This window comes from Erythrobacter sp. JB2-19, assembly GCF_057365005.1.
In genome coordinates, this window is the sequence record NZ_CP200290.1 from 2,541,877 (window position 1) to 2,555,801 (window position 13,925).

Genomic DNA, 13,925 nt, shown 5'->3' on the forward strand with positions numbered 1-13,925 from the left:
ATGTTGTGTTGTTGCTTCGTCCCACCTGCGTCATCAGTGGTTACCAACTTATTTACGGCAATCTCATCTGAGTACGCAGTTTTCTTGCCCAGAAATGCCGCAGTGCACAAGAGAAATTGCGCATTCGCCTGTGAACAGTCGCAAGTGTGTGTATTTTGCATCACCCAGAAAGTGAACGCTCGATCAGTTGCTGTTCAGCCCACACTTGCCTAAAGCGCCCCGACGCCCAACTACGGGCGCGACCGCATTCTTATTGCACCATGATCAAAACGCTTCGCAAACTCTTCCAATCGCGGCCCGACGCGCCTTTGCCTGCCGTTCCTGCTGGGACGCGTTATTACGCGATTGGGGATATTCATGGCCGACTTGACCTGTTCAAGGCATTGATCAAAGCGGTTGAGGCGGATGATGCGGAAGCGGGCGAGGCCAACAGCCATGTTATCTTACTTGGCGATCTGGTTGATCGAGGCGACGATAGCGCGGGTGTGATCGCGCGCGCGCGAAAGTGGCAGCAGAAGCGCCCTGTCCGCATTCTTGCAGGCAATCATGAGGAAATGTTCCTCGAGGCCTTTGATGATATCGATGTGCTGCGCCATTTCCTAAAGCATGGCGGGCGCGAGACAATTCTGAGTTATGATATCACGCCGAAGAAGTTCAATGCGATGTCGCTCGAGGAACTGTTCAAGGCGCTGCCAGAGATCGTTCCAGCTGAAGAGCGTGCATATGTCGAAGCGTTCGAGGAAATGATAATCGCTGGCGACTATTTATTCGTTCATGCCGGAATTGACCCTGCGCGCGCCCTGGATGAGCAGAAGCGCAGTGACATGCTGTGGATTAGAGATCGGTTTTTGCGGCACCAAGGCGGATTTGGCAAAGTCGTCGTGCACGGACACACCATCTTTCCCAATGTGATGGACAATGGCCATCGGATTGGGGTCGACACCGGTGCCTTTCGCTCGGGCGTGCTCACGGCGCTGGTGCTCGAAGGGACCGAGAGAAGAATTCTGCAAGCTGTTGATGATAATGGCACGATAAAGACATTCAACGAGGAACAAGTGCGATGAAAATTGCCATGGTTGGGTCGGGCTATGTTGGCCTGGTATCGGGCGCATGCTTTGCGGATTTTGGCCATGAGGTCGTCTGCATCGACAAGGATGACAGCAAGATTGCACGCCTCAAAGACGGCATCATGCCGATCTACGAGCCTGGGCTTGATAGCCTTGTCGCAAGCAATGTCGCCGCTGGCCGCCTTTCTTTCACAACCGATTTGGCCGCAGGCATTGATGGCGCACAGGCGATTTTCATTGCGGTTGGCACGCCAAGCCGCCGCGGCGACGGCCATGCAGACCTGACCTTTGTTTACGAAGTAGCCCGCGAAGTCGGTGAACACCTCGCCAATGAAGCGGTGATCGTTACCAAGTCCACCGTGCCAGTTGGCACCGGCGATGAGGTTGAACGGATCATCGAAGACACTGGCACTGAGCATAAGTTCGCGGTCGTCTCTAACCCGGAATTCCTGCGCGAAGGCGCCGCGATTGGCGACTTCAAACGTCCCGACCGGATCGTGATAGGTGCGGAAGATGATCTGGGGCGCGAGATCATGCGTGAGGTCTATCGCCCGTTGTTCCTGAACGAATCGCCCATTCTGTTTGTTGGTCGCCGCACCAGCGAGCTGATCAAATACGCCGCCAACGCATTCCTCGCGACCAAGATCACCTTCATCAATGAAATGGCCGATCTGTGCGAAAAAGTGGGCGCCAATGTTCAGGATGTCGCGCGCGGCATCGGCATGGACAATCGGATTGGCTCTAAGTTCCTCAACGCTGGTCCGGGCTATGGCGGATCATGTTTCCCCAAGGACACGCTGGCGTTGCTGAAAACAGCTGAAGACTACGACAGCCCGACCCGGATCGTCGAAGCAGTGGTCAAGACCAATGAGAGCCGCAAGCGCGCGATGGGCCGCAAGGTGCTCGACGCGCTGGGTGGAACGGAAAAGGCGCGTGGCAAGAAAGTCGCCATGCTTGGCCTGACCTTCAAACCAAACACAGACGACATGCGCGACTCCCCCGCGATCGCTATTGCTCAAACCTTGGGTGATGCCGGGGTAGAGGTTGCCGCGTTTGATCCCGAAGGCATGGAGATTGCCAAGCCTCTGATGCCAAATGTGATCATGTGCGACGAGCCGTATGCGGCCATCAAGGACGCAGATGCTGTCGCGATCGTCACGGAATGGGATGCTTTTCGGGCGCTTGATTTGAGTCGGGTGAAGGAGCTGGCCAATGCGCCCGTGATCGTTGACCTGCGCAATATCTACAATCCGGATGATATGCGATCTGCTGGCTTCGATTACTCCAGTATCGGCCGAAATTAACCATAACTAACAACAAAATTTGGAATTTTCCACGTCGGTAAAACGCGGCTCAGAACCGCAGTTTCCCGGCTGTTAGCGGCTGCGTGTCGCAAAACAAAGTCACATTTTTGTCGTTTGGTTCAGCGATCGTGCAGAATTCGAGTCGTGTTCATGGTTAAAATATTGTAACTTCCGAGTCGTTGATAGAAACAACTTAGTGGGGGTTTAATATGATTAAACGGTATGTTCTTTCCAGCGCAGGCGTAATCGGCATCGCAAGTGGGCTCTTAGCGGCACCTGCCTATGCCTCTGAAAACGATGGAGATAGCGAAGGTATCTCAACTGAAGCGCAAGGCGATTTCGCCGGTTTCAGAATCGAGCAGAGCAGCACCTCATTCGAAATCCCTGAAGTTGTTATTCCAGCGGCAACCGCCACAATCGCCCGTACTTCGCGCACAAGCGGCGGCTATATCGGTTCGATCAGTGATCCAGAACAACGTCTTCTAGTCCGTGATGACGTTGGCGTCGATTTCGGCGATCCTGATAACATTGCGCCATATGCAGTGCACATTTTCCAGCAGCGCAATTCAGATGGCGGCGTGTTCTTCAACTGCTCAGGCAGCGTGATCAATCCGCGCACGATCCTAACTGCTGCGCACTGCGTTAACGGAAGTGATGGCCCAATCGCGACCACTTCGTCGGAAACTTATGGTTTGCCGGGTTCAGGAGCTGACACCACGCTGCTGATCTCGACAGGGCAAAGCAGCGCAGACCGCCTGTTTACCTACATTGGTACAGGGGCAGGCTATGCTGATGGCGGCGTCGCTTCGAGCACTGACGTAGTGATTCATCCCACTGGCAACGCCGATAACACTGGTCTCGGCTTCCCATGGGCAGACATTGCTCTGATCGCAGTGGACGCGCCGATCACCGATGTGCCGTCCTTGCCTCTACTGCTTACGCCGCTGTCAGAGCTCACTCACGTTGTGCAAGTTGGATATGGTACAAATGGCACCGGCCTGACCGGTGGTTCGAATACCGGTGACCGTTTCCTTCGTCGTGTGGGTGAGAACATGCTTGGCCTGCTCGGCAGCACAGCAGACTTTATCGATGGAGTTTTCCCGGCGTTGGCGCCCTCATCATCATCCCTCGGGTTTGAAAGCCAAGTCTACTACTGGACCGACTTCGACAATCCTGATCGTACGCCAGAACAACAAGCTGGCTGCGACTTCCCAGGCGATACAATCAGCTGCGGCACTCTCGAAGATGTGCTGGCAATCGATTTCTTCGATGGCGATGCTCTTCCTGGCGAAGCCGGCACGGGTCCTGGCGACTCAGGCTCACCACTTGTCGCTGATCAACTCGCGGAATTCCCGCTTGCGATCGGAGTTCTCTCGGGCGGGTTTGATTTCTTCGGCCTAGGTGGCACTTACAGCGACGTAAGCTTCTACAATCCGCTGTTTCCATTCTTCGAATTCATTACAGAGAACACGGCTTACAAGTATGTTTCTGCGAAAGCTGGAAACGGTCGCTGGTCTGATCCAAACCACTGGACTCAAGATCTCGATCCGGGCTTCTTCATCCAGGATGCCGATGGCAATATCGTGAATGGTATTCCAGGCGGAAACGAGCCGGGCATCACGGCATCAGGTCCGAAGCTTGGCACGGTTCTGGGTCAGGACATTTCAGGCTTCAGCACCGATATCACCCCAGGTTTTGAAGACATCCCAACCACGCTTCCTGAAAGCTCTGCTCTGCTTGGTCCGGGTTCAACCGGGTTTGTGCCAAACAACACAGACGGAACCCCAGGGACTGCGTTTGAAAACCCAGCGCAATATTTCGACGTTCTTCTGACCAATCGCGGTCGGACACGCGTCGACATTGATGTCGAGATTGATCGTCTGACGGTCGACAATGACCGCGCTGTGTTCATACTGCCTCGGCGTTACGAGTTCACTAGCATCATCGGCGTAGAGCAGTTCTCTGGCGAATCGCGCATCGACGGTACGTTGAACACAGGTCTTCTGACCTTGCTCGGCGGTGAGTTCGTCGGTCGCGGCACCATCAACACCAACGCATTCTTCAATGTGAACGGTTTTGTTGGTCCGAACCGGCTCGGCCAGGTTGGCACGCTGGCCATCAATGGTGACTATGTCCAAACCAGCGGCGGCTTCTTGTTCGCTGACTTTGAAACCCGCGGAAACCAAGTTACATCTGACTTGCTTGAAATCTCCAATCTTGCCGTCCTTGGCGGTAATCTTGTTGTCTTCAGCGAGCGCGGGACGCCACAGTTCGGCAGCACCTTCACTGTTCTAAGCGCAGGCGAAATCGACGGTGCATTTGACACGACCTTGCTGATTTCTCAGTCGCCACTGCTGACTGCCGAAAGCCGGGTTGAAGGCGGGGACGTTGTCGTCGAAATCGGCGCGCTCAGCTTGGCTGGCCTGCTCGGACAGGGTAGCTCACTGGCTTCACTTGGCACATCGCTTGATACGCTGCGGTTTGGCGGACGCTATGCTGAATTCGCCGCAATCTTCGATGTTATCGACAGTGCTGGTGCAGATACGCTGGGTGCATCGCTCGGTGCGTTGACGCCGATCAATGCGTTTAATCAGCAAACGATCGCGAACGGCTTCTCGCAGCGTTTCACTGGCCAAATCGCGCAGCGCACTCTCGCGCTTCGCGGTGCGAACAGCGCAGCGGCAGGCTTCTCTGCTGCGGGCAACGCTGGATTTGCAATGGGCGGTTCGGCTCCACAGCAAGACGGTCAGCTGGGTTTCTTCGGCACCGTTAGTGGAACCTTCCTCGATGCAGGCAGCGTCGACCGGTCTAGCGGTTCGAATGCCTTTGAGGAGGCCGCCTTTACCCAAGCGGGTGAACTCACCATTGGTGCAGATCTGCGGGTCTCGGAGAATTTCAGCCTTGGTGTTGCGATGACGAACATTCGCAACAGCGCAGCTGGAATTGGCGCTTCACGGCCAAACGAAGATGAAAGCCGGTCGGCTGCGATCTACGCCGCCTATCAAGCGGGCAATGGCTTTGCTGATATGTACTTCGGCTTTGCCAACCAGAACTATGGCACGGAACGCGCAGGCACTGCGGGCTTCAGTTCATCGTTCAGCAGCGCGCTTGGCCAAGCAGATGGTGAACAAAGCTTCGCCGGGGTTCGCCTTGGGTACGCATTCGACATCGCCAAGGGCTTTGAAGTTGGTCCAGTTGTGAGCATGGATTATGTTCGCAACCAGATCGGCGGCTACTCAGAGTTCGGTGCTGGCAAGCTCGGGCTTGATGTACAGGGCCGCGATTTCACCTCGCTCGGCACGAAGGTTGGCCTGATGTCATCACTCGACCTTGATGTAGGACGCACTGGCAAGATCACGGCCTTTGGCTCGGTCGCCTACGCCCGCGAATTGGCGGACAATGTCGACACGGTTACGGCCAGCTTCTTCGGCGCACCAGATGCCGCATTCCAGATCAGCAACCAACTCGATCCAGAATGGGTATCGGTAAACGCTGGCGCTGAAATGGCTCTGTCTAGCCGCGTGAAGGCTGCGCTCTCGGTCACATCTGATCTTGGCCGCGGTGTCCTCACCAACAATCAAGGAAGCTTCTCGCTGAACTGGAAGTTCTAAGCTAGAAACTGACGCACACCAACAAAGGCCGGGTTCCCGACAAGGGTGCCCGGCCTTTTCGTATCGGGGCAGCATCAATCGCGCTGTGCCTTGCTCAAAACCTTGCAATTTGTGCTATCCGCTAGATAAGCGTCCGTAAGTGGATGCCCCCCTTTGGAGAACACAATGATCGACACACTCGGCTGGCTGAGCACAATCTTCATTTTCGTGATCGGCTTGATTTTGGCAGGAGTAGTCATCCTGTTTTTCATCGACCGTTTTCAAACCGCCGATGCCGTGCGCCGCAACTACCCTGTCATTGGCCGTTTGCGCTACGTCTTCTCCGAGCTGGGTGAGTTCTTCCGTCAGTACTTCTTCGCAATGGACCGCGAGGAGATGCCGTTTAACCGAGCGCAGCGCGACTGGGTGTACGACGCTGCTGGTGCCAAATCGACCAATGTCGCGTTCGGCTCGACCCGCAATCTCGACCCCGTGGGCACGCCGATCTTCGTCAATTGCCCCTGGCCCACGCTGGAGCAGGACGCGGTTGAGGCGGGATCCCTGGTTATTGGCGAAGGCGCCGCACGCATCCCCTATGACGCCCCGTCGGTCTTCAACATCTCCGGCATGAGCTACGGCGCACTGTCCACTCCCGCCGTGCGCGCGCTGTCGAACGGCGCGGCAAAGGCGGGATGCTGGATGAACACCGGCGAAGGCGGCCTGTCGCCCTATCACCTCGAAGGCGGCTGCGACATCGTCTTCCAGATTGGCACCGCGAAGTACGGCGTGCGCGACAAAGACGGTAACCTGTCTGACGAGAAGCTGCGCGAGGTCGCCGCTCATGACCAGGTTCGCATGTTTGAGCTCAAGCTTTCCCAAGGCGCAAAGCCCGGCAAGGGCGGTATTCTGCCCGCTGCCAAGGTCAATGAGGAGATCGCCGCCATCCGCGGGATTGAGCCGCACACGGCCTCTATCTCGCCCAACCGTCACCCTGATATCGGCAATATTGACGAGCTGCTCGATATGATCGCCCATATTCGCGAGGTCACTGGCAAGCCGGTTGGCTTCAAGACTGTCGTCGGCGCTTACGGCTGGCTCGATCAGCTGTTCACGGCCATTGGCGAACGCGGCATCACCAGCGCGCCCGACTTCATCACCGTGGACAGCGGCGATGGCGGGACCGGCGCTGCACCCCTGCCCCTGATCGACAATGTCGGGCTGACCCTGCGTGAGAGCCTGCCGATGATGGTCGACCTGCGCGACAAGCACGGCCTGAAGGACCGCATCCGCCTCATCGCCAGCGGCAAGCTGGTGACACCCAGCGAGGTCGCCTGGGCGATGTGCGCGGGCGCTGACTTCGTGATTTCGGCGCGCGGCTTCATGTTTGCGCTCGGTTGTATCCAGGCGATGAAGTGCAACAAGAACACCTGCCCGACCGGCATCACCACCCATGATCCCAGCCTGCAGCGCGGGCTGGACCCGACCGACAAGGCGGTGCGCGTGGCCAACTTCGTCGAGCAGATGCGCAAAGAGGTGGGCGTGATCGCGCACAGCGTGGGCGTGCATGAGCCGCGCGAAATGCGACGCTATCACGTGCGGATCGTATGTGCCGATGGGCGTAGCCGCCCGCTGGATGAGCTGTATCCGAGTGCTGGAGTTCGCGCAGCCTGACACTCCACTCGCCGCTCGTAACACACGCTTGGAACGGCTGGAACACAGTATAGGGCCAAAAATCCAATCGATCACAGACGTGCTGATTGATCGAGTGGATCGATTAAAGGCCTGAGGCTCTGGGCAGCGCCATTTGAGTCTGTGTATTGCGCGCTCGTATCCGCGGACGCGATGTCCTCGGCCCTGCCAGGCCTGCGATCGGCCGTTTTCTTTCGTCCTACCGCTTCGCTGTTTGAGGACGAGCGGGCCTTGCGGTGGATTGATCGCCGACCGTGCTCCATAACCAAGCCAATGGGTATGCGTAGGGTCTCTTCGTGCTCGTCCGATAGCCTGGATTGATCCCAGATTCTTTTGCGGTGAGCGTATTGCGGGGAGAAGCATGCCCCAGCCCTAACGGGCGCGCGCCAAGTAGGAAAATTTCTGCTCCCCACTCCCTATCATCGTCATGCTGAATTCAGTTCAGCATCCATCGCCAGTTCCGTGCTTTGTTCGTCGTACGGGGAATGGATCCTGGAAGCGCAGCTGGCCAAAGGTCAACCAAGTTCAGGGTGATGCGTTTTTTGTTCCGCAGCACATCCGTGCTGCGATTTGTTCTCCCTTCGGTCGTTCAGCTTCGCTTCCCTCGCGGCTTGCGGACAAGTCCGCGCCGCTGCGGGCGGGGACAAGCCCCTTGCGAGGCCTGCGGCCTCGATCCATTCCAAGCCAATTGGCAGGCTCCAGTGCGTCTTGGCGCGATGTAACTGGCTTGGTCGCGGAGCACGGTCGCGCCAGCGATCGCAAGGGCGACGCCCGCCCGGAGCGCTTTTGCGCGGAGGAAAGCCAAGTGAACGGATGTGAACGCCGGCGCCTGAGGCTAAAACAAAAAGTCAGGGGGCCTCATAAGCCGGGTTCTGTCTCCGCACGCGGTTTCCTCGAGGGGACCAGCCACGCGGCGGCAACCATTCATCTGGGCTACGGATTGCTCCGCAGCTCAAGCAGCCAACCCGGGTCTCTCAGAGCGAAGCGCTCCTGCCGCAAAACGGCGCGAGACCCCTATTTGGCCTTGCTCCGGGTGGGGTTTGCCATGCGGACCGTGTTACCAAGGCCCCGGTGCGCTTTTACCGCACCCTTTCACCCTTGCCTGTGACCTTTAGGGTCCATCGGCGGTATACTCTCTGTGGCACTTTCCCTGAGCTTCAGGCCCGAAAGCCCTCGCTCGGCGGGCGTTACCCGCCACCCTTGCTTCGTGGAGCCCGGACTTTCCTCGCACCTTCAAACCCGCTCATCCTGAGCTTGCCGAAGGAACGCGGCTGCCTTGGCCCCCTGACGAGTGGCGCTATAGAGAAGCATGCCCAATAAACAAAGGGCCAGCTTTCCTGTGAAAGCCAGCCCTCTGCACGTCATGTTCCAAGGTACGAGCGGTTATTCGCCTTAACCGCCAACATTCTCGGCGTTCTCATCGGTTGAGATCAGGAATTTCCAGATCAATGCGCCAATCGCGGCACCAACCAGTGGTGCGACCCAGAACAGCCACAGCTGACCCACAGCACCCGTCTCGGCATAGAAGGCAACGCCGGTAGACCGCGCTGGGTTCACCGAGGTGTTGCTGACCGGGATAGAGATCAGGTGGATGAGCGTTAGGCCAAGGCCGATCGCAATCGGGGCAAAACCGGCTGGCGCCTTTGGCGAGGTCGAGCCCAGAATGATGATCAGGAACATCGCCGTCAAAACAACTTCTGCGATCAGAACTGCGTTCATCGAATAGCCGCCCGGTGACAGCTCACCAAAGCCATTGGAGGCAAAACCGCCTGCACCGCTCCAGTCCGCGGCTCCACTAGCGATCACGAACAATATGCCGGATGCGACGAATGCGCCCAGCACCTGAGCCGCCCAATATGGGATCAACTCAGCCCAGGAGAAACGTCCGCCAACGGCCAGGCCGAGCGAGACGGCAGGGTTGAAGTGGCCGCCAGAAATATGTCCCACGGTGTAAGCCATGGTCAGGACAGTCAGACCGAAAGCCAGCGATACGCCGACAAAACCGATCCCCAATTCAGGAAAAGCTGCTGCGAGCACCGCGGAACCGCAGCCTCCAAACACCAGCCAGAACGTGCCGAAGAATTCAGCGAATAGTTTTTTTGTCATTTTGGATCCCTCCCTCTCATTCTCGACGACCAGAACCGTCAGGGGAGCAGTGTTAACGCAGAATTCACCATAACGCTCGGCGAAATTATAAATTTACATTGCAGCGCCTGCGAGCGCAGCAATCTGCTTTAGCGCGAAATCCCCCGATCCCGATCAAGCAGCAATTGAAACAGGATTGCGCCAATTTGTCCATCAATGACGCCATCGATCAGCTCTGGCCGCCAGCGGCGCTGAAACGCCTCAACCGCTTTGATACCGTCGGTGATGTCATAACCATAGCGTTCCAGAGCGAGGTAAAATGCCCCATCATTGTCGAACGGATCGCCAAGTTCGAGCTTGGCTGGTTTGGCGAGAGTGAGGCCGCAGCGCGCGATCCGATCCCACGGGAACAGCTCGCCCGGATCGATCTTACGCGCCGGGGCAACATCGGAATGGCCGATCACATTGGCGCGTGGGATGTCATATTGCTTCACAATCCGCGCCATCAGCGGCACGAGCGCCTCGATCTGAGCCTCTGAAAACTCGCGGTAGCCAAGGCCGTGCCCCGGATGGTCAAGCTCAATCCCAATGCTGGCAGAATTCACATCACTCTCGCCCCGCCAATAGCTCTTGCCGGCATGCCAGGCCCGCTTTTCCTCAGGGACCAGCCGCGTGACGACACCGTCTTCGCTGATCAGGTAATGCGCGCTGACGCCTGCTTCCACGTCGCACAGACGCTCTATCGCGGCCTCGGCGCTTTCCATTTCGGTGTAATGGACGACCAGCATATTGATCGCCGTCTTGCGGTCGTTGAAATTGGGGGAGAGCCGCTCTGCATGGACCAGCTCATCGCCAGTGCCTAAGCTCGGCTTTGATCCCGGCTCTGGCCCCTTCCCCGGCCCAGCCACGAGCTTAGCCGATCATCCCGGCAGGCTGCGGCATAACCGCGCCCATCACCAGAGCATTGTCATCCAGCTTATATTGCAGGCCGCCGCCGTTTTCTTCCGCCAGCATTGCAATCATATGCGCCGCCGCCGTGCGGCTCGACAGTTCCGCCGGCTTCAAATCGCCTTGCAATGCGCTGCCGATATTCTCGTCGAAAGCGATCCGATTGCCGTTCGCGCGGACCACGATTTCGACATTGCCTTCGTGCAATTCTGCGCCAATATCCATCGTCCCGCCCCGGATCAGCGCATCGAGCGCAATGTGCGCCAGGTTCAGCATCACTTTCACCGCTGGCTTAGGCAGGGTTTTCTCGGTGATGGCCCAATTGAGCTGCACCTCTTTGGCGTCCGAGGCGAGCGCGGCGATCACATCATGCGCTTCTTCCACTGGCACAGCCTCGCCAAATCCGCCCGCCGCGCCGAACGCAAGACGGAAGAATTTGAGCTTGTCAATGCTGATCTTGGCGCTCTGTTCCAGCAGTTCGACCACCTTCTCGCGCATTTCGGGATCCTGCTCTTCAGCGAGCAGTTCCAGCCCATTGGCGAGCGCCCCAACGGGGGAGAGCATATCGTGGCAAAGCCGCGAGCACAGCAGGCTCGCGAGGTCAGTTGGCGAAGTCATGTTGACTGTCTTAGCCCTCCAAAGGCTGTCTGCAAAGCAATTCGAAGCCGCCTTCCACCGCACGGTAGAGGCCAAGCGCGCCCTCGCCTGCTATCACCCAGATCATTCCATCGCTCGCCGACATGGCTATGTCAGTCTTGGATGGCTGCGCTGGCCCGGCCGGGTGCGAATGGAAATAGCCCAAAACCTGCGGGCTATCACCCGTTCGCGCGGCGCGGTGCGCGTCAATAAGCGCCTGAGGATCGATTTCGAAATGGGTTTCCGGCGAAGGGTGAACATTGCGCGCCGGAATGAACCCGGTGACCTGCTCCGCGCCGTCTTGGGTGCGCGTGCCCGTCAAGATCCCGCATGCCTCAAGCGGGTGGGCATCGCGGGCTGCCTTGGCCAGTGCAGTGGCCACATCTCTTGTCACTGGGATCGCCATCGCGCATGGCCCTAGCATGAGCGGCGACAAAGTCATCACCGGCACAATTACGAACGCGGCGCGCCTCGATAAAGCGCTGGCCGAGGCGACCGAGCTGTCCCGTGCGCGGGTGCAGGCCCTGATCGCGGAGGGCCGCGTGACGCTGGGCTCTGCACCCGCCACCTCTCCCAGCGCCAAGGTGAAGGCCGGGGCCGAATTCTCGATCCATGTGCCCGCCGCCAGCGAAGCGGAGGCTCAGCCGCAGGATATTCCGATTGAGGCGGTGTTTGAGGATGAACATCTGATCGTGGTCAGCAAGCCCGCCGGGATGGTCGTTCACCCAGCGGCGGGCAATGTCGATGGCACGCTGGTCAATGCCCTGCTGCACCACTGCAAGGGCGAGCTGTCCGGCATTGGCGGGGTTGCGCGGCCCGGCATCGTCCACCGGATCGACAAGGATACCTCTGGCCTGCTGGTCGTCGCCAAATCCGACGCTGCGCACGAGGGGCTGGCCAGGCAATTCGCGGACCATTCGCTGCACCGCCGCTATATCGCGGTTTGCGCCGGCCATCCGGCGGAGAAAGAGGGAACAATTGACGAGCGAATCGGACGTTCAGACGCCAATCGCAAGAAAATGGCTGTGCTGGACAAGAATTCCTCGCGCGGGAAACATGCGGTAACCCATTATAAGGTGCTCGATCGGCTCGAATCGAGCGCGGTGATCGAATGCTGGCTGGAAACCGGGCGAACCCACCAGGTCCGCGTTCACTGTGCATCAATTGGCCATCCGCTATTAGGAGATCCAACTTACGGAAAGACACCCAAGACGCTGAAATCCCTGCTCACTTCGCTCAAATTCGCGCGGCAAGCGCTGCATGCGGCGGAATTGGGCTTTCTCCACCCGATTTCTGACGAAAAACTAAGGTTTCGCGTGGATTTACCGGAGGATATGCGGGAACTAATCGACGAACTGGGGCGTTTTAATCGATGAAAGTTGAAGCAAAATACAGCCAAGCAACGTATATGTAACCGCGTGGCCCGAAAAAACGGATGCTCATTAGAGGTCCAAACGCAGCGGGTTGACGCAAGAAAGGTTAGGAACACAGTGACTAAGACGAAAACGGCAGTCCCGGCCCTGAGCGGCGAGCAAAGCCTCAATCGCTATCTCTCCGAGATCAAGAAATATCCCGTGTTGACCGCTGAGCAGGAATATATGCTCGCGAAGCGCTATCAAGAACATGAAGACCCTGAGGCAGCATCTCAACTGGTGTCCAGCCACCTGCGACTCGTGGCGAAGATCGCCATGGGTTACCGCGGCTATGGCCTGCCGGTCAGCGACCTCATTTCAGAGGGCAATGTCGGCTTGATGCAGGGCGTCAAGAAATTCGAAGCCGATCGCGGCTTCCGCCTCGCGACCTATGCGATGTGGTGGATCAAGGCATCCATGCAGGAATTTATCCTGCGCAGCTGGTCGCTCGTAAAAATGGGCACCACTGCTGCTCAGAAAAAGCTGTTTTTCAACCTTCGCCGGATGAAGAAACAGCTTGAGGCGTACGAAGACACCGACCTGTCGCCCGAGGACGTGACCAAGATCGCAACCGATCTGGGCGTGCCGGAGCAGGAAGTCATCAACATGAACCGCCGCATGATGATGGGCGGCGATGGCTCCCTCAACGTGCCGATGCGCAATGGCGAGGACGGCTCTGGCGAATGGCAGGATTGGCTGACCGATGATCGTCCTTTGCAGGATGAGATGGTTGCGGATGCTGAGGAAGCCAATGTGCGCCATGAGATGCTGGTTGAGGCGATGGATAGCCTGAACGAGCGTGAGCAGCACATTCTGACCGAGCGCCGCCTGACCGAGAAACCGCAGACGCTCGAAGAGCTGAGCCAGGTTTACGAAGTGTCGCGCGAGCGCATTCGTCAGATCGAAGTGCGCGCCTTTGAGAAGCTGCAAAAAGCAATGCAGCGGATCGCGGGAGAGCGTTTGCTGCCTGGGGTGGCTTAAGCCTTAGGTCTGCTAAAAGAACACGAAAGGCGGTCCATTTCGGGCCGCCTTTTTTGTGTCCACCGCACCCGTCATCGCAGCGGATGCTGGGATCTCAAGCGTTGAAGTGCTTCGATCAGAAGCAGCGCTTCATCGCACTGGATCCCGGATCAAGTCCGGGATGACGTTGGAGGGTTTGGATGCGTTAGTTCGGCGAGCGCTCTAGCGGCGCGT

General features: G+C 57.9%; 10 protein-coding genes and 1 other RNA gene. 6 read left to right on the forward strand and 5 right to left on the reverse strand.

Features of this window, described 5'->3' with window-relative positions:
* The first annotated feature begins 260 nt into the window (after positions 1-260).
* The 4 genes from AC0V6O_RS12250 to AC0V6O_RS12265 all read left to right on the forward strand — a co-directional run bounded on the left by AC0V6O_RS12250 (position 261) and on the right by AC0V6O_RS12265 (position 7,632).
* Entirely contained in the window at positions 261-1,064 is an 804-nt protein-coding gene (locus AC0V6O_RS12250) for a metallophosphoesterase family protein (protein ID WP_486144376.1), read from the forward strand.
* On the forward strand, positions 1,061-2,371 hold the full coding sequence (locus AC0V6O_RS12255) for a UDP-glucose dehydrogenase family protein (protein WP_486144378.1): 1,311 nt from the start codon (positions 1,061-1,063) through the stop codon (positions 2,369-2,371). The genes AC0V6O_RS12250 and AC0V6O_RS12255 overlap by 4 nt, the downstream gene beginning before the upstream one ends.
* A gap of 209 nt (positions 2,372-2,580) precedes the next feature.
* A complete protein-coding gene (locus AC0V6O_RS12260) occupies positions 2,581-5,982 on the forward strand; it encodes an autotransporter domain-containing protein (RefSeq protein ID WP_486144380.1) in 3,402 nt (1,133 codons plus the stop codon).
* Positions 5,983-6,147: 165 nt separating this feature from the next.
* On the forward strand, positions 6,148-7,632 hold the full coding sequence (locus AC0V6O_RS12265; RefSeq protein WP_486144382.1) for an FMN-binding glutamate synthase family protein: 1,485 nt from the start codon (positions 6,148-6,150) through the stop codon (positions 7,630-7,632).
* An 863-nt stretch (positions 7,633-8,495) separates the two neighbouring features.
* Here the strand turns inward: AC0V6O_RS12265 and rnpB are convergent.
* The 5 genes from rnpB to AC0V6O_RS12290 form a co-directional block, all read right to left on the reverse strand.
* An RNA gene (gene rnpB, locus AC0V6O_RS12270) (RNase P RNA component class A) lies at positions 8,496-8,937 on the reverse strand.
* Between the two features lie 105 nt (positions 8,938-9,042).
* Entirely contained in the window at positions 9,043-9,756 is a 714-nt protein-coding gene (gene aqpZ / locus AC0V6O_RS12275) for an aquaporin Z (protein ID WP_472639541.1), read from the reverse strand.
* A gap of 128 nt (positions 9,757-9,884) precedes the next feature.
* The gene (locus AC0V6O_RS12280; protein WP_486145621.1) at positions 9,885-10,523 is read right to left on the reverse strand and encodes an N-acetylmuramoyl-L-alanine amidase; all 639 of its coding nucleotides are present in this window, start codon (positions 10,521-10,523) and stop codon (positions 9,885-9,887) included.
* Between the two features lie 124 nt (positions 10,524-10,647).
* Positions 10,648-11,301: a histidine phosphotransferase family protein gene (locus AC0V6O_RS12285; protein ID WP_486144385.1), complete on the reverse strand. Its 654-nt coding sequence runs from the start codon at positions 11,299-11,301 to the stop codon at positions 10,648-10,650.
* A gap of 10 nt (positions 11,302-11,311) precedes the next feature.
* A complete protein-coding gene (locus tag AC0V6O_RS12290) occupies positions 11,312-11,701 on the reverse strand; it encodes a M67 family metallopeptidase (protein ID WP_486144387.1) in 390 nt (129 codons plus the stop codon).
* A gap of 40 nt (positions 11,702-11,741) precedes the next feature.
* On the opposite strand from AC0V6O_RS12290, the gene AC0V6O_RS12295 reads away from it, so the two are divergent.
* Both AC0V6O_RS12295 and rpoH read left to right on the forward strand, forming a co-directional pair.
* Positions 11,742-12,695: an RluA family pseudouridine synthase gene (locus tag AC0V6O_RS12295; RefSeq protein ID WP_486144389.1), complete on the forward strand. Its 954-nt coding sequence runs from the start codon at positions 11,742-11,744 to the stop codon at positions 12,693-12,695.
* 114 nt (positions 12,696-12,809) lie between these two features.
* Positions 12,810-13,712: an RNA polymerase sigma factor RpoH gene (rpoH, locus tag AC0V6O_RS12300; protein ID WP_472639545.1), complete on the forward strand. Its 903-nt coding sequence runs from the start codon at positions 12,810-12,812 to the stop codon at positions 13,710-13,712.
* Positions 13,713-13,925 lie beyond the last annotated feature (213 nt).